Here is a 21386-nt window from a genome sequence, read left to right on the forward strand (position 1 = left end):
CCGCCGTACTGGCGCCTCGCCTCGCGATACATCTCCAGCAGCACACCGCGGACGTAGGGATAACGCACCCGGGTCGGCGAGTACGTGTACCAGGAAAACGCCGCGCCCCGCGGACAACCCCGCGGCTCGTACTCCGGCCGGTCGGGCCCGACCGACGGATAATCGGTCTGCTGGGTCTCCCAGGTGATGATGCCGTCCTTGACGTACACCTTCCACGAACACGAACCCGTGCAGTTCACGCCATGCGTCGAACGGACCACCTTGTCGTGACTCCAACGATCCCGGTAAAAGTCATCAGCCTGCCGCCCACCGGTCTTCGTCAGCGTCCGCAGGTCAGCCGACACCGCGCCTTTCGTGAAGAACCGCCTCGTACGCACGAGCGCGTCGCTCAGACCTCCGTCCAGCCCCACCTCGCGACCGGCTCCCGTGCCTTCGGGCTGGACCTCAGTGCTCACAGGGAAATCCTCTCCTCGACGCGGTCAGGACTCAGGCGACGTTCTTGGAAGCGTCTTGTTCGCCGGGCGACGCAGGCCGGTGTGCGCGCTCGGTCGCACGCACGAGGGTCAGAGTCAGGGCGAGGGTCAGAGCCGCCGTCACCGACAGCAGCCACAGGCCGATCGCGTAGGACTCCGTCCGGCCGTAGACATAACCCATCACCAGCGGCGGCACGAACCCACCGAGTCCGCCGGCCGCACCGACCAAACCGGTCACCCCACCCACCCGGGACGGTTCCGTCACCTCGGCGATCAGCGCGAAGGTGGCCCCGCTGCCCGAGCCGAGCGCGGCAGCCATTCCCAGGAACGCGATCGTGCCGATGGGCTCGAGCAGCGGATGGGTCGCCGCGACTCCCGCGCCGGCGACCACGACGGCGTAACCGACCGCCAGCACCGGAACCGGCCCCAACCGGTCCGACAGCCACCCACCGAGCGGACGCATGATCACCGCGACCGCGACGAAGCCCGCCATCCGGTTCGCGGCGTCCGCAGGCGTCAAGCCATAGTCCGTCTTCAGGTAGGCCGGGAGATAGACCGAGAAGGCGACGTACCCGCCGAAGGCCACCGCGTACAGTACGCAGGCCTGCCAGGTGATCGGGAGTCTGGCGTTGGCCACGAGGCGCTGGACGAGTGAGGTCGTCGGGGCAATACGTCCGGGGGCGTCCCGAAGGAACATCCAGGCGACCACGGCGTACACGGCGAGCACGGCTGCCGTGATCAGGAAGGGCGCCTTGGAATCGACGTTGTTGTACAGCTTCACGGTGGTCAGTGCGCTGATCGCCGTACCGCCCATGCCGGCACCGAAGACCCCCACCGCGAGCCCCCTCCGCTCAGGCGGAAACCACGCGTTCACGAACGGCACCCCGACCGCGAAGGCCGTCCCGGCGACGCCCAGGAAGAACCCGCCGACCAGCAGCAAGACATAGGAGCCGAGCGCGACGAACGCGATGAACAGGATCGGCACGATCGTCACCGCGGACACGATCGGGAACATCACCCGCCCGCCGAGCCTGTCGGTCAGCGCACCGACCACGATGCGACCGAGCGACCCCACGACCACCGGGACCGCGACCAGCAGCGCGACATCCGACTCGCTCAGTGTGCCCAGCGACCCGTTCTGCCGGAACAACGGACCGAGCGGGCTGATCAGCGCCCACGCCCAGAAGTTCACGGCGAAACCAACCGTCGCCAGCACCAGCATCAACCACGGCGAACCCACCGTGTCCCCGGTACGCCGCTCCGCACGAGTCGTCATCCCTCGTCCCCATCCGAGATCGTCACGCTCTCCACCATCACGCAAGTTGCTCGTGTTGCCAATGGGCCGAAAGTCCCGCCTGCGGCATTTGGGCGCGACTGGTCAGATGAAGAGGAGTTGGGCGCCTTCGGTCTTTTCGATGAAGTCGGCGGCGCTGATGATGGCTTCGACGTCTTCGTAGAGGTCGGACTCGTCGAGGCGCATCATGTCGGCGGACATCCGGCAGGCCCACAGGTGACCGCCCGACGCGACGATCTGCTCCAGGAACTCCGGTACGTCGGGCACGCCGACGTCCTGGATCTGCTTCTTCATCTGATGGGTGGCCATCGCGGTCATACCGGGCAGGCCGCCGAGGCCTTGCGGCAGATGCGTAGCGGTGTTCCCGAGCATCGTGAACTTCAGGTCGTGCATTCGCGACTTGGTGATCATGTCGAAGCCCCAGAACGTGAAGAACAGGTGGGTCTCCACTCCTTCGCCCAGGGCGGCGTTGGCCAGGATCAGGCCCGGGTAGGCCATGTCCAAGTTGCCTTTCGAGCAGATGATGGCCAGCTTGCGGCCCTCGGTTGCCTCGTCCCCGAAGTTCGGGACGGTCAGCGGCATCGTGGTGGTCATGTCGGTTCCTTCTCTCACACGCAACCGCGGGGCTTCGGCAGGCCGGCGACGTACGCCATCTTCTTGGCCGGCTTGCCGGGGAACAGGGCGAACAACTGCTTGACCGGAATGCCGGCCAGCGTCGACACGCGGCGCAGCGTGGCGGTTTCGCCATGCGTCGGGTAGTCCTCGCGTAGGAAGCGGATCGCCTTCCAGTGCTCGTCGGTCAGCTCGATCCCGATCCGGGCCGCGAGCTGTACGGCGAGTTCCTCGGACCATTCGTCGTACACGGTCAGGAAACCCTCGGCGTCGGTGTGGATCTCAGGGTGGACAGTCGTCATGGTCGGACCTCCTCGTCCGGTCGGTGTTTGCCGTTCATCGACATCCGGCTCGGAATCGGCAACCAGCGGCCCTTGACCAGCAGGTTCCAGTAGATCCAGCGGAATGCGAGCTTGCCCCAGTGGTTCGCCTTCGTCTCGCGGAGCAGGGACAGCGGCCCGAGACGTCCGAACGGGAAGCGTCCGGGCAGCGGTTCGGTGTCGTAGTTGAAGTCGATCAGCAGGCCCCTGCCGTCGCCGGTCTCGACGAAGCAGTTGGCGTGCCCGTCGAAGCGGTGCGTCATCGCCAGGCCTTCGGCGTACTGGAAGAAGTTCTCGACGAAGATCTCGCTCGAGAAGTGCGCCACGGATCCGGCCTTCGAGGTCGGTATGTCGTTGGCGTCTCCAATGGCGAAGATCTCGGGGTGCGCGCGCGACTGCAGTGTCTGCTTGTCGACCGGCACATAGTTCAGCTCGTCGCCCAGGCCCGAAGCGCCGATGAAGTCGGCGCCCATGTTGAGCGGCACGGTGACCAGTAGGTCGTAGCCGATTTCGCGCTCGTCGTAACTCACCAACGTCTTGCGCTCGGCATCGACCCGTTCGACCAGGAAGTCGGTCTCGACCTTGATCTTCCGCTCGTCGAGCAGCCGGCCGAGGTACCGCGACGCGATCGGCTTGGTGAACGCGCCGTCGAGTGGCGTCACGTACACGAGCTCGACCTGGTCCCGCATCTCACGCCCGCGGAAGAACGCCTCCGCGAGGAACGTGAACTCGAGCGGCGCTACCGGGCACTTGATGGGTTGCTCGACCACGTGTACGACGAGGCGCCCGCCGGTGAACCCCTGCAAGGCGTCGCGCAGGGCGAATGCTCCGTCGTAGGTGTAGAAGTCGTGGATGCTGCGCCGCCACTCCGCGCCCAGCATTCCTGGAGTCTGGTCCGGCCGCGGGCTGGTGCCGGTGGCGATGACCAGGTAGTCGTAGCAGATCACGTCACCGTCGAACAGCTTGACCGACTTCCGCTCCGTGTCGACAGCCGCGACCTCACCGATCAGCAGCTGGATCCCGTCACGCAGCAAGCGGCGACGGGGTTTCAGCAGATCTTCCCGGCCCCCGAAGGGGACGAACAGCAGCCCCGGCTGGTACAGGTGGTCGCGATCCCGGTCGATCACCGTGATCCGCCAGTCGTCGCGCGCGAGCCCGCGACGCAGCTTGTTGGCCACGACCGTACCGGCGGTGCCACCGCCCAGGATTACCAACCGCTTCATGACGCGTCCTCTCACGACGGGGCCCGGCCGGATGCGGCCGGCCGGACCAGGGTGGATATCAGTCGGTGTGCTCGATCGTGATCGCGCGCGTCTCGGCCGGTTTCGCCGAGATCGGCACGGTCACTTCGAGGATCCCGGCCGTGTACTTCGCGACCACCGCCTGCTCGTCGGCTCCGTCCGGCAGCAGCACCCGGCGGGTGAGCGTGCCGTAGTGGAACTCGGAGCGGGCAGCGTCGTGCTCCTCCTGCTGACGAGTCGCGGAGATGGTCAGCATCCCGTTCGCGACCTCGACCTTGATGTCCTTGTCCGGATCCAGACCGGGCAGCTCCGCACGAACGACATACTTGTCGTCGTCGGTGAACTCCTCGATCCGGACGCCGCGCATCGTGGCCGGCAACGTGAACAGATTCGGCAGGCCCTCGGCCCAGTCGAACAGATCCGCGAACTGCCGCCGGGTGTCGCGGTGCTGAAGTGTCGTCACCATCGTGTCTCCTTCCGGTCGCCCTTCCCTACATCTCCACCTCACCCTGCGACGCGCCACGGCAGCAGGGCCTTCCGCACCGGATCACCCCTGACCTTCGGCCCTCCCGCACCGCCGTCCGGGCAGGCAAGCTGCACCGTGGAAGGGAGCGACCCATGGACGGTGCGACCGGGCCCCGGCCTGCTTGGCACCGGCGCGTCTGGTCCGCGGCTTCGCTCGTGGTCGTGTTCGCCGTGGTCGAGTACGTCGTCCTCCCGAAGCTCACCTTGGCCCGCGAGTCGCTCGACCGGGTAGCACATCTCAACCCGGCCTGGGTGATCGCCGGAATTACGCTCGAGACCTGCTGCTTGGTCAGCTACTCGCTCTTCACCCGTGCCCTGCTGGGCCGCGGCCAGGTGCGGTTCTCCTGGATCCTGCGCACCGACGTCACGGGCTACGGCGTCAGCCACGTCATTCCGGGCGGCGCGGCGACGGCGACCGCCCTGCGGTTCCGGCTGCTGCGTGCCGGTGGCGCGCGACCGGCCAACATCACGGCAACCATCACGGCCGAAGCAGTCGGCTCGTACGTTGCGCTGCTCCTGATCGCCTGGCTCACCTCGATCCCCGCCCTGTTCCTGCGGGACGCGACGTCGGCGTACCTGATCATGTTCCTGATCGGCCTGGCCGCCCTGGCCTGTGGCGTACTCGCTGTCCGCGAGCGGTCCGCACTCGAACGATTCGCCGCGGGTGTTCTGCGCGCGTCGCTGTCTCGACTGCCTCGCAGGACGCGGCCCTGGATCGCCTCGGTCGCGCTCCGGCTCCGTGACCTCCTGGCCGATCACGAGGTACGCCGGGCGTTCCTCCTCTGGGCAACGTTGAACTGGCTGCTCGACGCCTGCGTTCTCTGGACGTTCCTCGCCGCCTACGGCGAGCCGATCAGCCCGATCCCCTTGCTCCTCGCGTACTGCGCCGCCAACCTGGCCGCCGCCGTACCGTTGACCCCCGGCGGCATCGCGGTGGTCGAGGGCATCGCGATCTCCAGCCTCCTCGGGTTCGGCGTCGACAGCCAGGCCGCGGTCCTCGCCGTACTGTCCTGGCGCCTCGTCCAGTTCTGGGGGCCGGTTCCAGTGGCCGGCCTGTGCTACCTCAGCCTCCAGGCGCAGAGCGCAACGGCCCACGCGAAGCAGGACTAACGCCCCGTGCGCCGCGTCCGGGCAGGACAGATGCTCGAAGTGCGGAGTCTGTCCGTTCGTCTGAGGAAGGAGCAATCATGTCCAAGTCGTCGACCGCCGAGGTCCGTCGGGCTCCGGCCTCCTCCCAGGGCTGGTTCGTCTGGATGACCGGACTGTGGATCGTCTTCTTCGTCCTGATGCAGAAGGGCCAGCTCGACGATCTCGCCGCCTGGATCCGCGACCTGCCGATCGTGGTGGAGATTCTCACCTGGATCGTGTTCTTCCCCCAGGTCCTGGCCACAGCCGTCTGGACCAGCACCTGGTCCGAGGGCCTGCGGGTCACGCTCGTGGTGCTGTTCGTCCTCGTCTGGACGCTGCTGTCGCTACCACGGCCCAAGAGCTCCGGCCGGCGGTGAGTCCGGTGAGAGTACGGGTTCGCGATGCCGTTGCGGGGCTTCTGCTCGTTGCTGTTCTCGTTCCGTACATCGGCTACCTCGTCAACGGGGATATGCCACTGATCGACAATCCGCGGGCGATGGCCTCCACCGGGCTTCTCCTCGGTGGGGCGGCATTCTGGGTACTCCGAAGCGGCGTCCATCCGGCGCGACTCGGACGCGCCGAGGGCGTCGTCGCGGCTGTGGCGCTCGTGCTGTACGTCTTCACCATCGCGTTCGCCGCGACCGCCACGGCCGAGCTCTTGCTGGCCGCCTTTATCTGCAGCCTGATGGTGGTGTTCACCTTCGACGTGATCGTCCGTGGCAGGCCGCGGCGCCACGCCGAAGGTCGCCGATGACCGTTCAGCAGGCGTCTCCGCGCGGCCTGTCCTCGGACCAGGCCGCGCTCGCGCTGGTCGAACACGGGTCGAACACGATTCCGGCAGCCCGCCCGCCGTCGGCCTGGCGGCGCGTACTGATGCAGGTCCGGGATCCGATGATCCTGCTCCTGCTCGCCGCCGCGGTCCTCACCGCAAGTCTCCGTGACCTCACCGACCTGGCAGTGATCCTGGTCGTGGTTGTCCTCAACACCACCGTCGGCGTCATCCAGGAGGTCCGGGCCGAGCACGCACTCGCCGCCCTCAACCGGCTGGCCGCGCCGCAGGCGACCGTACGGCGCAACGGCCGCACCACCGTCATCCCGTCGGCCGAGGTCGTGCCGGAGGACGTGATCCTGCTCCAGGCCGGTGACGTCGTACCCGCCGACCTCGAGCTCTTCGAGGCGGTCCAGCTCCAGGCTGACGAGTCCACTCTCACCGGCGAGTCCGTCCCGGTCGAGAAGGACCCGCCGGACGAGCTGTACGCCGGAACCGTCGTGACCCGCGGTCGCGGCACCGGCGTCGTCACCCGGACCGGACCTGGCAGTGCCCTCGGGCGAATCGCCGCGCTCCTGTCGAACCAGCGGCCGCGGGCGACACCGTTGCAACGCAGACTCGCCGCGCTCAGCCGGGTCCTGAGCATCGTGGCCGTCGCGCTGTCCGCGATCGTCGCCGTCGCCGGTCTCGTCCGCGGACTGCCGTTGCCGAACATGGTCGTGACCGCGGTCAGTCTCACAGTGGCCGCCGTACCGGAGTCCCTGCCCGCGGTCGTCACGCTGGCCCTCGCCATCGGCGCCCACCGGATGGCACAGCGCGCCGCGGTCGTCCGCAAGCTGCCCGCGGTCGAGACGCTCGGCGCGGTCACCATGGTCGCGACCGACAAGACCGGCACCATCACGGAAGGCATCATGCAGGCCGAACGCCTGTGGACCGAGTCCGGCACGGCCACCGCCACCGGCGCCGGCTACGATCCCGCCGGCCGCCTCGTACCACCCGGCGGCTCTCCCGACGTCCAGCACCTGCTCCGTGATGTTGCCTTGTGCAACGATGCGGCCCTGCGGGCGCCGACGGACGACGACCCGGCGTGGCGAGCCATTGGTGATCCGACCGAGGCCGCGCTCCTCACCCTGGCCCATCGCGGAGCCGTCGACCCCGACGAACTCCGCGCCGCGTACCCGCGGACACACGAGCTGCCCTTCGACAGCGTCCGCAAACGGATGACCACCTTCCACCTGCCGCCGGGTAGCAACGACGTCCTCGTGATCGGCAAGGGCGCCCCCGAGGTGATGCTCACCCCCGACGTCACGCCGTACGGCGACCTCGATCGTGCCAAGGCCATCGCCGCCGAGCTGTCGGAAACCGGCTACCGCGTGCTCGCGGTCGCCGACAAATCCGTGCCGCCGGACGCTCCCCGCACCGAGAACGGACTGCACCTCGTCGGCCTGATCGCGATCACAGATCCGGTACGGCGTAACGCCGCCGACGCCGTCGCCACCTTCGGCCGGGCCGGTATCGGCGTCCTGCTCATCACCGGCGACGCGCCCGGCACCGCACTGGCCGTCGCGAACCGCATCGGCGTGCACGACGGCGAGGTCGTCACCGGCGCAGACATCGACCACGGGAAGGATCCGACCACCGGGCACGTGTTCGCCCGTATCCGTCCGGAGCAGAAACTCGACATCGTCCGCGCCTGGCAGGACCACGGTCACGTCATCGCGATGACCGGCGACGGCGTCAACGACGCCCCGGCACTCCGTCGCGCCGATATCGGCGTCGCGATGGGCAGAGGCGGCACCGAAGTCGCACGGCAAGCGGCCGACCTGGTCCTCACCGATGACGACCTCGGCACCATCGAGGCCGCGATCGAGGAGGGCCGGCGGATCTACACGAACATCCGTACCTTCCTCCGCTACGCCTTGAGCGGCGGTCTCGCCGAAGTCCTGGTGATGTTGATCGGTCCGCTGCTCGGATTCGCCGTACCGCTGCTGCCCGGCCAGATCCTGTGGATCAACATGCTCACCCACGGACTCCCCGGCGTCGCCATCGGCGCAGAGCCCGCCGACCCCGAGACGATGCAGCAACCGCCGCGCTCACCCCAGGAACAGATCCTCGGTGCGGGCCTGTGGAAGCGAATCGCGTGGACCGGCGCACTCATTGCCGCCGTCACCCTGGCCGCGGCGGTGTGGGCCCGAAGTGTGGGAGCACCGTGGCAGACCATGAGCTACCTCGTACTCGGTCTCGCCCAACTCGGTGTCGCCATCGCACTGCGCCGACCGAGTCCGCCCAATGGCCGGCGGCTGCGCTTCCTCGACCTGGCGGTGGCCGGCGCCCTGGCTGCTCAGATGCTTCCCCTGGCGCTCGCACCGCTGCAAGATCTGCTCGGCCTGCAGGCCTTGACCGGCACCGAGATCCTGTGCGCGCTGGCGCTGGCCTCGATACCAGGCCTGGCCACTGCGATCGGCCGTTACATCGGCCCCGCTCGAACCAGCCTCCACCGGACCTGGACATGGTGGCGCGCCGGCCGCAGACGCCTCCCGAAACGATGACCCCGCACCCCTCTCCCCGACCCACCCAACTTTGAGAAGCCACCAACCATTTCACTGGCGCCGAGATGGTCGGTGGCTTCTCAAAGTTGGCTCAGCCAGCGGGGGACGGTGGCGTTGATCGTGCAGACGGGTTGTTGCCGGCGGAGGAGGGCCGTCCGGTCCACCGCGCACAGGAACTTCTGCCCTGTCGGGTGAGCACCGCCGGGTGTGTGCTGATGGTGTGAGAAAGGAGCCGGCCATGAGCGACCTCGAGAACAAGCGCGTCCAGCGCGACGCGCAACGCTCCGCCGCAAGCCGCCGATCCAGCAGCTCGACCGCAGCCGGGCAGGCACTCATCCGCCACCTCGGCGTCGAGATCTACAAGGAACGCCACCAATCCGAGCAGGCGCCGACAACGACCGGCGACGAGGCCGGCGAGTCCGAGTCCGAAAAGCCGGCGGGGCGATCGAGCGATCGGTGACCTTCGTCGTACAGCGGCGGGCGGGTGCCGCTCGCCGCCGATCGAAGGAGAAGCGGATGAACAAGCACCGAACCGGCGCCGACACGGAGAAACTCCCCCGGTGGAGCCGACCCGTGCGGATCGGGATCCGACTCATCGCGATCGCTGTCATCGCGATCTTCGTCGCCCTGACCGTGGCACAGCTACTGGACTTCTGACGGAAGTCCATGGACAGCCCGCGGCCCCGGAGGGGCGTGCGGTACGACGGCCCGCTCAGGTACCTGGGTCTCCTGATCGTCGACGACGTCGCTTCTCGTCAGCTGCACGGTTCGGTCCGCGTGCCACTCGGCGTCGGGCTCCGACTGCGAGGTGACCAGTACCGCCGCGCCGCGGGCAGACGCTTCGTGGAGCAGGGCCGGCAGGACTCGGCGGGCTTCGTCGTCCAGCTCGGTCATCGGGTCGTCCAGCACGATCAGTTCGGGCTCGTGCATCAACGCCTGGACGATGCCCAGCCGCCGCAGCTGACCACGGCACAGCTGCCCCATCGGACGATCGATCTCCAGCCCGAGGCGGGCGGCGATCTCGTGCGCGTACGCCGTACCGCAGCCGCGCACCGCGGCGCAGATGTCCAGTACGTCGCGAGCCGTCAACGAGCCCATCGTTCCAGGTCCTTGACCAGATAGCCGACCCGCCCCTTCAGCTCGGCGGCGGCCGGATCCGCGCCCAGGACCTGGACCGATCCAACGGCCGCCAGCTCGCCGACGATCACGCGGCTGATGGTGCTCTTGCCGGTCCCGTTCGGCCCGGTCAGGACGACCACTTCGCCGTACCGCACGGCCAGATCCGTGAACCGCGCGCCGTACGCCGACACCCCGCTCAGCCGCACCGCCTCGTCCAACTGCTCCACCGTGCTCATCACAGCCTCCTATCGACTGCTTCGAGTCTCTGGCGCGGCCTGTGACTCGCACCACAGCCGTCCGGCCGATCTCCAGCAGTCAGAGGTCCACGGCGCGGGGCCGAAGGACCCAGCCGCCCGAGACCGTTCGCCGCTGCCGATCGCCGGCCGGCGGCGAGACGCTGAACGTAGAGCATCCGGAGGAGGAGATATGCACATCGAATCACGATCGGTCCCCACGCAGCGCACCGCCGTCGTCAAGGCCACGCTGCGTCGCGAGGAGCTGAGTGGTTGGTGCCCGGCTGCACTCGACCGTGTCGCGACGTACCTGAGCAGGCACGAAGTCGCCCCGTGCGGCTTCCCGTTCGTTCGGTATCACGTCCGGCCGGAGCACCGGTTCGAGGTCGAGGCCGGCTTCCCGGTCGCCACCCGCATCGTGGGTGACGGCAACGTCCAGCCATCCACACTACCGGGCGGCAACGTCGTCGTCGCGTGGCACATCGGTCCGTACGACGGACTGGGCGAAGCCCACGAGGCCTTGGACGAATGGCTGAAGGACGAGGGCGCTGTCCGGTCCGGCGACGCCTGGGAGGTGTACCACGATCCTCCGACCCGCGACCCGCACTTCTGGCGCACCGAGGTCATCCAGCCCTTCGTCCTCACCGCAGCCCGGTCGGGCCTGCAGCAGTCCAGCCGGCAGTGAGCGTCGAGTGTCAGCTCTTCAGGTGGACGTGCTTCTTGGTGATCTGCTCGATGTCGGACGCGGCGGCGTGGATCAGTTCGTGGGACAGATTCGACAACGCTCGCGCGACCGCGAGCTCGTCGCCGATCTCGGCGACCTCGGCGTCCTGGGGATGGCGGTGCGCGCTGCCGCGACCGACGAGATGGGTCTTGTCGTTCGTGTGCAGACGTGCCTCCGCGTTGGTGATCCGCTCGTCCTCGTGCTCGTCGATGAAGATCTCGACACTCCATCGCCTCGTCGCAGCCATGGCCGTCCCCTTTCAGTCAGCTCAACCTGTGTCCACCCTCCGCTCCCGAGACCCTCACGACCAGGGCCGTCCGGTCCAGCGGCACGGGCACTTCTACCCTGCCGGTCCGGTCGCGCGCTCGGTGGCTCGGGTGATGTCGTAGCCGGTGATCAGGCCGACGAGCTGCAAGCCGTCGGACACGAGAGCGACGCCCTCGGCGTCGACGGGAAGTCGCTGGAGGTCTGCCAAGGTCGCTTGCGAGCTGACGACCGGCACCTGCTGCAGTGGGACCTGGATCTCGCCGAGGGTCGTGGTCGAGCGCAGGCCGGACGGTACTGACGCGAGGCGGCGGAGGCTGACCACGCCGGTGGCACGGCCATCGGGTCCGATGATCGGGAACAGCAGTTGTTCCTCGTCCAGCACCCGCGCCAGGAACTCGCCGACGGGTGTCTCGACCTTCCCGGTGATGTCCGCAGCGCGCATGAGCTGACTGGCAGTTGTCCGTGCCGGCGCGCCGTGGGCACGCGCCTGCCGGCCTTCGGCGACCGCGGCAAGCACGATCACATAGCCGACGGCGATCAGCCACAGGCCCCCGGCGTCGCCGTTCAGCAACTGCACGACGCCGAGCGCGCCGATGACGCCACCGACGACGCGCCCAGCGATCGCGGCAAGCACGGTGGCGCGGTCCGGGTCGCCGTACCACTGCCAGAGCAGCGCACGTAACAGCCGGCCGCCGTCAAGTGGTACGCCGGGCAGCAGGTTGAACACACCGAGCGCGACATTCATGACCGCAAGCCACCACACCGACGCCCTGAGGAGATCGGGGGCGTCGAGGGGTCGCAGCAACAGCCCACCACCGCCGCCGAGCACTCCGAGTCCGATGCTGGTGGCCGGGCCGGCGCCGGCAATGAGAAAGGCCGCTCGCGGTGTCGCCGGGTCGCCGCCGAGCACGCTCACTCCCCCGAGCATCCAGAGCGTGATGCGCTCGACGGGCAAATCGAGTCTGCGTGCGGTCAGGGCATGGGCGAGCTCGTGGGCGAGGAGCGACGCCACGAACACGACGGCGGCCAGCACCGCCGTCGACCAGTACGCCGCGGCGCTGTGGCCGGGCACGAGCTGCGGCAGCGCGTTCGAGGCCAGCGTGTCGCTGACGATCAGCACCATCAACAGAACCGACCAATGGGCGCCAATCGGAATGCCGGCAATCCTTCCGAACCGGAACGTCGCGTTCATCGTCACCCCTGCTCTCACGATCCAGCAGGCGACGACTCTTCCCGCAGAGTCGTTCGGTCCCCCGTCACTGGGTCCTTGTCCCCAGGTTCAGGCGTACTGGCCGCGCTGTGCCGGTTCACTCCTTCGGTTCGCTGACGACCGGCCCGCGACACGAGCGTGACGCGGGCCGGTCCGGATATCAGGCGGTGATCGCCGTCATGCTGTTCCAGCCTGAGCCGACGAGCACCGGTGGCAGGATCCACCCACCGGTACCGCTGCCGCGGTACATGTACAGCTGACCGGACGCGTTGCGGACGAGCAGATCCACCTTGTCGTCGCCGTTGAAGTCCCACGGAGTCACGATCGCCGTCAGGTTCTGCCAACTGGTCCCGATCAGGGTTCGGCCCGGCAGCCAACCGCCGGTGCCGTTGCCCCGGTAGAGCCACAGATCTCCGTTTCCGTCACGAGCCGTCAGATCGACGAAGGTGTCGCCGTCGAAGTCACCAGGCCCGCGCAGAGAGGTCATGACGTTCCAGCCGTACCCGTAGGCCACCCGGGACAGGAAGCCACCTGTGCCATTGCCCGGGTAGAGCCACAGTTGCCCCGTGTTCTGCCGCGCCAGCAGGTCCATGTGACCGTCACCGTTGAAGTCGCCCGGCCCGGACACGGAGGTCATCGCGTTCCAGCCGCCACCGAAGCGCTTCCAGCTCAGCCATCCCCCCTTGCCGTTACTGGAGTACAGCCGCAGGTACCCCGTGCTGTCGACCGACATCAGGTCCGCGTTCCCGTCCCCGTCGAAGTCACCGGGTGCCAGGATCGCTGTCATCGCATCCCAGCCGTAGCTGTAGCCGATGCGTGGCAGCCACCCAGCAGCACCGTTGCCCGGGTAGAGCCACAGGCGTCCGGTGGTGTCGACGGACAGAACGTCCGAGTTGGTGTCACCGTTGAAATCGTTGTTCTTGACGACCAGTGCGGCCGGTGTGGCCGTCGTTGTCGCCTTCTGCTCGGCTGCGGAGGAGATCGACGTACCGGCCAGCAGCAGGCTCATGCCCGCCACCATCGCCAGTCCCGCTCGTCCTCCAAGGCGCAAGCTTCCACGCATGGAAATTCCCCCTCGTCCTTCGGTTCGGCGGCATGCCGCAGAGAGGCCCGGTCCGGGCACATCCGATTGGTACGCAGCGGCTGCCCTTCGACCCCCACCAAACCGGACTAGTGCGGAGTTGCTCTAGGGCCAAAGGACCCAACAGCCCGTGACAGTGGTCCTACTCACAGCTCTGGAGCACGTCTGGGCCGCGCGAGGCCGGAACAGGACCTTCGGCTCTACGCGAGTCCCGGAGGGCAGCGCACAGTCGAGGCATGAGCGTCGGCCCTGAGTGGATACTCGCGTTCAGCGGATACGACCCGGCGGACGAGCGCAGGCGAGAGGCGCTGTGTGCGACCGGCAACGGGTACGTCGCCACACGCGGCGCGTGGGCCGGATCGGTCGCGGGCGACCATCACTACCCGGGAACATACCTGGTCGGCTACTACAACCGTCTGACGGACCGGGTCGACGGAATGTGCCTCGACAACGAGAGCCTCGTCAACCTGCCCGACTGGCTGCCGCTCATGATCGCCGTCGACAACGGAGAATGGCTGACGCCGGACAACAGCGAGGTGCTCCAGTACGACCTGGAGCTGGACGTCCGGCGCGGCGTCGCGACCCACCGGTTCCGGCTCCGCGTCGCCGACGGCCGGGAGGTACGTGGCATCGAACGCCGCTTCACCAGCATGGCCGATCCACATCTCTGCGGCCAGACGCTCGCCGTCACGGTCGTAGGCTGGTCCGGCCGACTCCGGATCGGCTCCGCGGTGCACGGCAACATCACGAACTCCGGCGTCGAACGGTACCGCAAGCTCGCTGCCCGCCACCTCACCGAACTCTCCCCACTGGTTGCTGATGGCAATCTCCTGGTCACGGCGACGACGAGCCAGTCCCGCCACAGGGTCACCGTAGGCACCCGAACCGTCGCCTCCCACAACGGGTCGCCCCTGCCCGGCTGGACCACGTCCATCAACGGCAGCACCGCGTCCGCGGAACTCACGGTCGACGTGACCGCAGGCGACGTCGTCACCGTCGAGAAGGTCGCAGCCATCCACGGTTCGCGGGATGTGGGGATCTCCGAACCTCAGCTGGCCACCCGGCGCGCGCTCGACACCGCACCAGGTTTCCGCAACCTGCTCGAGGCACATGTCCTGGCATGGTCCCAGCTGTGGCGCCGCTTCGAGGTGGCTCTCGAAGAGTCACACGACGGGGCCCTCGCTGCGCTCCGGTTGAACATCTTCCACCTGTTGCAGTCGGTCTCACCGCACAGCGTCGACGCGGATGCCGGCGTACCCGCGCGTGGACTGCACGGCGAGGCCTATCGCGGACATGTCTTCTGGGACGAACTCTTCGTCTTTCCGGTCCTGACGCTCCGGACACCGGAACTCACCCGGGCCCTCCTGCGCTACCGGCACCGGCGCCTTCCCGCGGCCCGGCTGGCAGCGCGGCAGGGAGGCTTCCCGGGCGCGATGTACCCCTGGCAGTCCGGCAGCGACGGCAGCGAGGAAAGCCCGCGACTGCACCTCAATCCCCTGTCCGGGCACTGGACCGAGGACGCGAGCTTCCGCCAGCGGCACGTCGGCCTGGCCGTCGCCTACACGATGTGGCAGTACGTCGAGACCACGGGCGATCTCGACTTCCTCAGCGACCATGGCGCCGAGGTGATCATCGAGGTAGCCCGGTTCTTCGCCGGCCTGGCCGAGTACGACGCGGCGCGCGACCGCTACGTGATCAAGGGCGTCGTAGGTCCCGACGAGTTCCACACGTCGTACCCGGACTGCCCGGGTCCTGGCATCGACAACAACGCCTACACCAACGTGATGGCCGTCTGGCTGTTCGGCGTGGCCGCCCGCGCACTGGATCGGCTGCCGGCCTGGCGACGCATCGAACTCGTCGAGTCACTCGGACTCCGGCAGGAAGAGCGTAACCACTGGGACGAGCTAACTCGCCGCATGTACGTGCCCTTCCACGACGGCGTGATCAGCCAGTTCGAGGGCTACGAGCAGCTGACCGAGCTCGACTGGCCGCGGTACCGGGAGACGTACGGCGACATCCGGCGGCTGGACCGGATCCTCGAGGCGGAAGGCCACGACGTCTCGTCGTACCAGGTCTCCAAACAGGCCGACGTCCTGATGCTGCTCTATCTCCTGTCCCGCCGGGACCTCTACAGCTTGATGGAGCGGCTCGGATACCCGCTCTCCGCCGATATCGTCCGCAGGACTGTCGAGTACTACCTCGAGCGCACCTGCCACGGCTCCTCGCTGAGCGCCGTCGTGCATGCCTGGGGCCTGGCGACCCTTGATCCCGACCGCGCGCTGGCCTTCCTCGAGCAGGCCCTGCACAGTGACGCCGGAGACGCGTCGCGCACCGGAACGACCGCCGAGGGCATCCACCTCGCCGCGATGGCGGGCAGCGCCGACCTGATCCAGCGCTGCTTCACCGGACTGACAACGTCCAACGACGTCCTGCGGTTCGGCCCCCGCTGGCCGGCCAAACTCGGCACACTGCGCATGGCACTGCGCTACCGCGGCCATCGGCTGGTGGCCGAGGTCTCGAGCACGGCCGTCACCGTCACCGTCGATCCGGGGCCGGGCCCTGCCATCACCGTCCGATGCCATGGACACACCCAGGTGCTCAAGGCAGGCGACAGCCATACCTGGACGGGCCGCGCTGAAAGGCCCTCTCGGAGGTGACCTTTGCCCCTCTGGCGTGGCGGTTTTCCGCGCTGTACTGAAGGTGGGCGAGGGAAGCCTGGCACAAGGGTACGGAGTAGCGGTTCCCCAGCCGTTCACCGTACATCTCGGCCCGCTGCAGTAGCGGCGGTTCGCTTCCCCCGCTCCTTTCTATTGGGGCAGAGGCGACGTCAGCTCGCTGAGGACGGCGTCGACGAGTCTGGACAGCGCTGCGCCCACCGGGGCTGAGAGTTCGGCGCCGAAGCCGACGTCGGCAGCCTCGACCGCGTAGACGACGAGCCGTTGCGGCAGGCGGTCGAGCGCCTGCCCGAGCCGCAGTGCGTCCGGGATGCCGAGGCTGTGCGAACCAGCCGTGTGCGGGTGGCTCTCAAGTGCCGGGTCGCCTTGGTGATCATGATCGTCGAGGGGCACATCGGTGCGATAGAACTCCCCAGGTGTCGAGGGTTCACACAGGACTGCGTCCACGACGATCGCGAGTGGTACGTCGGCCCAGTCGTCGATCAGTCTCGCCGGCTCGCCGTCGGAGACGATCAGCTTCACTCCGGGCAGCCAATGCTCCTCGAGCGCGGCGATCAGGGCCGGGCCGATCCCGTCGTCGCAGCGGTACTCGTTGCCGACCCCGATCACCACAGCTGTCCTCACTGCCGCTCCACCGTGAGGTCGAGGAAGTGGGTCGAGCAGGAGATGCACGGGTCGTAGTTGCGGATCGTCCGCTCGCACAGCCTGGTCAGCGGCTCGTCGGCGAGGTGCAGGTTGGCGGAAACCATCCGTCGGAGGTCGTCCTCGATCGCGGCCTGGTTCTGCGAGGTCGGCGGCACGATCGTCGCCGACCGGACCAGGCCGTCGGCCCCGATGCCGTACCGGTGGTACAGCAGGCCCCGCGGCGCCTCGCTGACACCGTGCCCCACCCCTTCCCTGGCCGGTACGTCGACGTACGACGGCTCCGGCGGCCGGTAGGACTCGATCAGTCGTAGCGCCTCCTCGACGGCGTACACGGTCTCGACCGCTCGGACCACGATGCTTCGGAACGGGTTGCGGCACTCGCTTCCGAGGCCCGCCTCACCCGCGAGTCCGAGCGCCAGCGGCGACAAACGTTCGTGGTTGAGGGTGTAGCGGGCCAGCGGTCCGGTGAGGTACCGGCCGCCGTCCAGGCTCGCGTGCAGCGCGGTCGAGCGCTGCACGTGTTCCTCGACGACATGGTTGCTGAAGGCATCGACTACGAAGGCAGTACCCGCGGTGCGGCGCAGCGTCGTACCGCCCTCGATCGCGTAGCGGGCCGGATCGTGAACGGCCAGCAGTTCGTGATCCAGCTCCAGGTCGGGGAAATCGAATCCGGATACCCAGCGCACCGTCGCGATCGCGGCATCGAGCGCCGGCCGCAACTGCTCGGCCAACCGGGCGAGCTGAGCACGGGTCGGTGCCGAGTAGAAGCCGCCGACCCGGACGTTGATCGGGTGGATCGCCCGGCCGCCGACCAGCTCCAGGATCGCGTTGCCGGCCTTCTTCAGCATCAGGCCGCGTTCGACGAGCTCGCGATGATCGGTCGCCAGCGCGATCGCGTCCGGGTAGCCGAGAAAGTCCGGCGCGTGCAGCAGGTAGATGTGCAGCGCATGACTCGAGATCCACTCCCCGCAGTACAGCAAGCGCCGCAGTTCCCGGATCGCGCCGCCGACCGGGACCCCGCAGGCGTCCTCGATCGCGTTGCACGCGCTCGTCTGATAGGCGACCGGGCAGATCCCGCAGATCCGCGCGGTGATGTCCGGCGGCTCGGTGTAGCCGCGGCCGCGCAGCAACGCCTCGAAGAACCGCGGCGGCTCGTAGATCTGCAGGTCCGCGCGCTCCACGTCACCGTCTCGCACGATGACGTGGAGCGCGCCCTCCCCCTCCACCCTGGCCAGCGAACTCACCCTCAGCTGCCTTGCGCGGTGACTCACGACGACCAGCCTCCGGACGCGGCGTTGAAGGTGAGGAACACCCGTTCGACGTCGCCCTCGCTCATTCCGCACTCCCGCAGCCGTGGAATCAGCGCCGCCACGTTGGGCTTGGTCATCGGGCCGAAGCAACCGAAACAACCACGTTTGTACGCCGGACACAGCGCACCGCACCCGGCGTGGGTGACCGGCCCGAGGCACGGCGTACCGTCGGCGACCATCACGCAGGTCAGGCCGCGGCGCTTGCACTCGGTGCACACCGACGTGTCCGGCAGGTCCGGCGTGCGGCCGGCCAGGAACGCGGTCAGCACCTCGAGCAACTGGCGGCGGTCGATCGGGCAACCTCGCAGCTCGAAGTCGACTGTGACGTGGTCGGCGACCGCAGTCGAGGTGGCCAGCGTCTCGATGTAGTCCGGACGCGCATACACCACCGACGCGAACTCGGCGACATCGCCGAAGTTCCGCAACGCCTGGATCCCGCCGGCGGTCGCACAGGCGCCGATCGCCACCAGGACGCGCGACTCCGCCCGGATCTGCCGGATCCGCTCGGCGTCCGCCGGCGTCGTGATGGAGCCCTCGACGAGCGTCACGTCGTACGGACCGGGCCGGACCGCGCTCGACGCCTCGAGGAAGTGCGCGATCCGCACTCGCCCGGCCAACGCGAGCAGCTCGTCCTCGCAGTCCAGCACAGTGAGCTGGCAACCGTCACACGAGGCGAGTTTGAAGACCGCTAGCGTCGGAGTGTCCATCCCTGAGAGCACACCAGTTGACGGGCGCGCCCGCCAGGGACCGACGGCCACCTCCGCCGGGACCTTCGACCCTGGAGGGGTACGACGGTACGCAGCACGATCACGGCATGGGGCAAGCGACGATCGACACCAACGGACTTGGCACGCTCGTTCAGGTGCTGATCGCCGACGGTTACCAGGTGATCGGGCCGACGATGACCGGCAGCGCGATCGAACTGGCCGAGCTGACCGACGCCGGCGAACTGCCGGCCGGCTGGGGTGTCGAGACAGGTCCGGGACACTACCGGCTCAAGCGGCGTGACGACGACGCGATGTTCTCCCACTCGGCCGGACCGCAGTCCTGGAAGACGTTCCTGCATCCGCCCCGCCGCAAGCTGTGGTCCACGGATGCGGACGGCTCGTTCCAGGCCGCGGAGGAGGAGACGCCGCGATACGCGCTGCTGGGCGTCCGCGGGTGCGACCTGGCCGCGATCGGGAAACTTCGCGACGTGCTCGGCGGCGGCACGCATCCGGACGGGTCGTTCGAGGCCCGGCACCAGGCGTTGTTCATCGTGGCGGTGAACTGCACCGAACCCGGCGAGGTGTGCTTCTGCGCCTCCATGGGCACGGGTCCCGCCGCCGGACCGGGCGCGGACCTGACTCTCACCGAGATGAGCGATCACTTCGTCGTCGAGGCCGGTACCGACGCCGGACGCGAAAAGCTCGCCCGGATCACCTATCGCGACGCGACCACGGACGAGACGGGCGCTGCACGATCGGCGGTCGAGATGGCCGCGCACCGGATGGGCCGCGCGATGCCAGAGGTGGACCTGCGGGCACTGCTGGCAGGTAGCCGCGAGTCGTCGCACTGGGAGGACGTCGCCGAACGATGCCTGACCTGTGGCAACTGCACGATGGTCTGCCCGACCTGCTTCTGCACCACCACCGAGGACGTCACCGACCTCACCGGTGACCACGCCGAACGCTGGCAACACTGGTCGTCGTGCTTCGAACTCGACTTCTCCCACGTGCACGGCGGCAGCGTCCGCAGCTCCGGTGAGAGCCGCTACCGGCAATGGCTCACCCACAAGCTCAGCACCTGGTACGACCAGTTCGGCGGCTCCGGCCGCGTCGGCTGCGGCCGCTGCATCGCCTGGTGTCCCGTCGGAATCGACCTGACCGAAGAGGTCAGCCGACTCGCTGAGTCCGCCGATGTCTGACACCAGTCTCTTCGACGGTCTGACCGCCCACGAGCGCGAGACGCTGCTCCGTGCTTCCCGCGAGGAGTTCTACGACGACGGCGACCGGCTGTTCGACGAGGGCGGCCACGCCGGGTACTGCTGGCTGATCCGGCATGGGCGGGTCGCGCTCGACACTACCGTCCCCGGCCGCGGTCATGTGGTGATCCAGACGCTGGGACCCGGCGACCTGCTCGGTTGGTCCTGGCTGATCCCGCCGTACCGCTGGCACTTCGGCGCCCGCGCCGTCGGCACGGTCGAGGCGACGGTGTTCGACGCCGAGCAGCTGAGGGTGCTCGCGGACCAGGATCCGCGGCTCGGCTACGTGCTGACGCGGCAACTGCTGGCGGTCGTACTCGACCGGCTGCAGTCCACCAGGGCGCGGTTGCTGGACCTGTACCGCCATGACTGAGCCGATGCTGCCCGTCGGCTACCGGGTCATCGACCGCACGATCGAGACCCGCGACTCGGCCACGCTCTGTCTGGAGCCGGTCGACCAGCCGCTGGCTCCGTTCCGGCCTGGGCAGTTCGCCATGATGTACGCGTACGGTGTCGGTGAGGTGCCGATCTCGATCAGCGGCATCGGCGACGACGGGACCTTGACCCACACAATCCGGTCGGTCGGAGCGGTCAGCCGGGCACTGCACGACGCACAGCCCGGGACGGTGATCGGTGTCCGCGGTCCGTTCGGTACGACGTGGGCACCAGAAGGTGCTGCTGGCAACGATCTCGTCGTGGTGGCCGGCGGCGTCGGACTGGCACCGCTGCGCCCGGTGGTGCTGGCCGCGCTCGGCGCGCGATCGACGTACCGCAAGGTCGTGGTGATCGCCGGCGCGCGGACGCCGGACGAGTTCCTGTTCCGCGCCGAACTCGATGCCTGGACAGCACGCGACGACCTCGATGTCGAGCTCACCGTCGACCAGCCGGCGGCCGGTTGGGACGGTGCGGTCGGCTTCGTCACCGAGCCGCTCGCCCGGCTGCGGCTCGATCCGGGACGAACCGTCGCATTCCTCTGCGGCCCGGAGCCGATGATGCGCTTCAGCGCCCGCGTCCTGCTCCGCGCACACGTGCCGGCCGACCGGATCCACGTGTCGCTCGAACGTTCGATGAAGTGCGGGATCGCGTTGTGCGGGCACTGCCAGCTCGGCCCACTGCTGGTCTGCCGCGACGGCCCGGTGGTGCCCTACACCGTCGCCGAGCCCTTGCTGGCCGTACCGGAGCTGTGATCGCCGAACGTCCGTCGCAACTGGTGACGTTCGTCCCTACGCCGCAGCCGGCGGCGGAGCA

24 protein-coding genes and 1 pseudogene are annotated in these 21386 nt (G+C 68.4%); 11 read left to right on the plus strand and 14 right to left on the minus strand.

Translation table 11 applies throughout. The features are described 5' to 3' along the window. The 6 genes and pseudogenes from EV651_RS20310 to EV651_RS20335 form a co-directional block, all read right to left on the minus strand. Window positions 1-455, minus strand: a pseudogene (locus EV651_RS20310) (nitrate reductase subunit alpha); the annotation flags it as partial. A gap of 31 nt (window positions 456-486) precedes the next feature. After that, window positions 487-1749, minus strand: a complete 1263-nt coding sequence (locus tag EV651_RS20315; RefSeq protein WP_166658672.1) for an MFS transporter — start codon at window positions 1747-1749, stop codon at window positions 487-489. 102 nt (window positions 1750-1851) lie between these two features. After that, complete coding sequence (locus tag EV651_RS20320) at window positions 1852-2361, minus strand: DsrE/DsrF/DrsH-like family protein (protein ID WP_133786790.1); 510 nt, start codon at window positions 2359-2361, stop codon at window positions 1852-1854. A 14-nt stretch (window positions 2362-2375) separates the two neighbouring features. Further along, window positions 2376-2681: a TusE/DsrC/DsvC family sulfur relay protein gene (locus tag EV651_RS20325; protein ID WP_133786791.1), complete on the minus strand. Its 306-nt coding sequence runs from the start codon at window positions 2679-2681 to the stop codon at window positions 2376-2378. Further along, on the minus strand, window positions 2678-3922 hold the full coding sequence (locus EV651_RS20330; protein WP_133786792.1) for an NAD(P)/FAD-dependent oxidoreductase: 1245 nt from the start codon (window positions 3920-3922) through the stop codon (window positions 2678-2680). Before EV651_RS20330 ends, EV651_RS20325 begins: the two co-directional genes overlap by 4 nt. A 58-nt stretch (window positions 3923-3980) precedes the next feature. Then, window positions 3981-4406 (minus strand): Hsp20/alpha crystallin family protein, encoded by a 426-nt coding sequence (locus tag EV651_RS20335; RefSeq protein ID WP_133786793.1) that lies wholly within the window; start codon window positions 4404-4406, stop codon window positions 3981-3983. 152 nt (window positions 4407-4558) lie between these two features. On the opposite strand from EV651_RS20335, the gene EV651_RS20340 reads away from it, so the two are divergent. The 6 genes from EV651_RS20340 (at window position 4559) to EV651_RS41425 (ending at window position 9568) form a co-directional block, all read left to right on the plus strand. Then, window positions 4559-5575 carry a YbhN family protein gene (locus EV651_RS20340; protein WP_133786794.1) on the plus strand — a complete coding sequence of 339 codons (1017 nt, stop codon included), beginning with the start codon at window positions 4559-4561 and terminating at the stop codon, window positions 5573-5575. Window positions 5576-5652: 77 nt separating this feature from the next. After that, window positions 5653-5970 carry a hypothetical protein gene (locus EV651_RS20345; RefSeq protein WP_133786795.1) on the plus strand — a complete coding sequence of 106 codons (318 nt, stop codon included), beginning with the start codon at window positions 5653-5655 and terminating at the stop codon, window positions 5968-5970. Window positions 5971-5975: 5 nt separating this feature from the next. Beyond that, window positions 5976-6347 (plus strand): hypothetical protein, encoded by a 372-nt coding sequence (locus EV651_RS20350; protein WP_133786796.1) that lies wholly within the window; start codon window positions 5976-5978, stop codon window positions 6345-6347. Next, window positions 6344-8911, plus strand: a complete 2568-nt coding sequence (locus EV651_RS20355) for a cation-transporting P-type ATPase (RefSeq protein ID WP_133786797.1) — start codon at window positions 6344-6346, stop codon at window positions 8909-8911. The genes EV651_RS20350 and EV651_RS20355 overlap by 4 nt, the downstream gene beginning before the upstream one ends. A gap of 238 nt (window positions 8912-9149) precedes the next feature. Then, window positions 9150-9371 carry a hypothetical protein gene (locus EV651_RS20360; protein WP_133786798.1) on the plus strand — a complete coding sequence of 74 codons (222 nt, stop codon included), beginning with the start codon at window positions 9150-9152 and terminating at the stop codon, window positions 9369-9371. Window positions 9372-9427: 56 nt separating this feature from the next. After that, complete coding sequence (locus EV651_RS41425) at window positions 9428-9568, plus strand: hypothetical protein (RefSeq protein WP_165546536.1); 141 nt, start codon at window positions 9428-9430, stop codon at window positions 9566-9568. Here EV651_RS41425 and EV651_RS20365 read toward each other — a convergent pair. Further along, the gene (locus tag EV651_RS20365; protein ID WP_133786799.1) at window positions 9554-10009 is read right to left on the minus strand and encodes an ATP-binding cassette domain-containing protein; all 456 of its coding nucleotides are present in this window, start codon (window positions 10007-10009) and stop codon (window positions 9554-9556) included. The two genes, EV651_RS41425 and EV651_RS20365, sit on opposite strands and share 15 nt — an antisense overlap. Then, on the minus strand, window positions 9997-10266 hold the full coding sequence (locus EV651_RS20370) for an ATP-binding cassette domain-containing protein (protein ID WP_133786800.1): 270 nt from the start codon (window positions 10264-10266) through the stop codon (window positions 9997-9999). The genes EV651_RS20365 and EV651_RS20370 overlap by 13 nt, the downstream gene beginning before the upstream one ends. Window positions 10267-10456: 190 nt before the next feature. Here EV651_RS20370 and EV651_RS41430 point away from each other — a divergent pair, with 190 nt between their 5' ends. Beyond that, window positions 10457-10948: a GyrI-like domain-containing protein gene (locus EV651_RS41430; RefSeq protein ID WP_166658673.1), complete on the plus strand. Its 492-nt coding sequence runs from the start codon at window positions 10457-10459 to the stop codon at window positions 10946-10948. A 10-nt stretch (window positions 10949-10958) separates the two neighbouring features. Here EV651_RS41430 and EV651_RS20380 read toward each other — a convergent pair whose 3' ends face one another. The 3 genes from EV651_RS20380 to EV651_RS20390 all read right to left on the minus strand — a co-directional run bounded on the left by EV651_RS20380 (window position 10959) and on the right by EV651_RS20390 (window position 13473). Further along, window positions 10959-11234 carry a DUF1876 domain-containing protein gene (locus tag EV651_RS20380; RefSeq protein ID WP_133786802.1) on the minus strand — a complete coding sequence of 92 codons (276 nt, stop codon included), beginning with the start codon at window positions 11232-11234 and terminating at the stop codon, window positions 10959-10961. A gap of 93 nt (window positions 11235-11327) precedes the next feature. Next, window positions 11328-12446 carry a site-2 protease family protein gene (locus tag EV651_RS20385; RefSeq protein WP_133786803.1) on the minus strand — a complete coding sequence of 373 codons (1119 nt, stop codon included), beginning with the start codon at window positions 12444-12446 and terminating at the stop codon, window positions 11328-11330. 178 nt (window positions 12447-12624) lie between these two features. After that, complete coding sequence (locus tag EV651_RS20390; protein WP_166658674.1) at window positions 12625-13473, minus strand: VCBS repeat-containing protein; 849 nt, start codon at window positions 13471-13473, stop codon at window positions 12625-12627. Between the two features lie 308 nt (window positions 13474-13781). Here EV651_RS20390 and EV651_RS20395 point away from each other — a divergent pair, with 308 nt between their 5' ends. Next, window positions 13782-16202: a glycoside hydrolase family 65 protein gene (locus tag EV651_RS20395; RefSeq protein ID WP_133786805.1), complete on the plus strand. Its 2421-nt coding sequence runs from the start codon at window positions 13782-13784 to the stop codon at window positions 16200-16202. 150 nt (window positions 16203-16352) lie between these two features. On the opposite strand, the gene EV651_RS20400 is transcribed toward EV651_RS20395, so the two are convergent. The 3 genes from EV651_RS20400 to EV651_RS20410 are packed head-to-tail and all read right to left on the minus strand — an operon-like array spanning window position 16353 to window position 18882. After that, entirely contained in the window at window positions 16353-16844 is a 492-nt protein-coding gene (locus tag EV651_RS20400) for a hydrogenase maturation protease (protein WP_133786806.1), read from the minus strand. Next, window positions 16841-18109 (minus strand): Ni/Fe hydrogenase subunit alpha, encoded by a 1269-nt coding sequence (locus EV651_RS20405; protein WP_202870417.1) that lies wholly within the window; start codon window positions 18107-18109, stop codon window positions 16841-16843. Before EV651_RS20405 ends, EV651_RS20400 begins: the two co-directional genes overlap by 4 nt. Window positions 18110-18132: 23 nt before the next feature. Beyond that, window positions 18133-18882 carry an oxidoreductase gene (locus EV651_RS20410; protein ID WP_133786808.1) on the minus strand — a complete coding sequence of 250 codons (750 nt, stop codon included), beginning with the start codon at window positions 18880-18882 and terminating at the stop codon, window positions 18133-18135. 107 nt (window positions 18883-18989) lie between these two features. Between EV651_RS20410 and EV651_RS20415 the strand changes: the two genes are divergently transcribed. From EV651_RS20415 to EV651_RS20425, 3 genes are read left to right on the plus strand one after another with little or no spacing between them, the layout of a single operon-like run. Continuing rightward, a complete protein-coding gene (locus EV651_RS20415; RefSeq protein WP_133786809.1) occupies window positions 18990-20081 on the plus strand; it encodes a 4Fe-4S dicluster domain-containing protein in 1092 nt (363 codons plus the stop codon). Then, the gene (locus tag EV651_RS20420; RefSeq protein ID WP_133786810.1) at window positions 20074-20511 is read left to right on the plus strand and encodes a Crp/Fnr family transcriptional regulator; all 438 of its coding nucleotides are present in this window, start codon (window positions 20074-20076) and stop codon (window positions 20509-20511) included. Before EV651_RS20415 ends, EV651_RS20420 begins: the two co-directional genes overlap by 8 nt. Then, a complete protein-coding gene (locus EV651_RS20425; protein ID WP_202870418.1) occupies window positions 20504-21325 on the plus strand; it encodes an FAD/NAD(P)-binding protein in 822 nt (273 codons plus the stop codon). Before EV651_RS20420 ends, EV651_RS20425 begins: the two co-directional genes overlap by 8 nt. Window positions 21326-21386: the final 61 nt, after the last annotated feature.

It is taken from the genome of Kribbella sp. VKM Ac-2571 (genome assembly GCF_004362255.1).
Lineage (GTDB): Bacteria > Actinomycetota > Actinomycetes > Propionibacteriales > Kribbellaceae > Kribbella > Kribbella pratensis.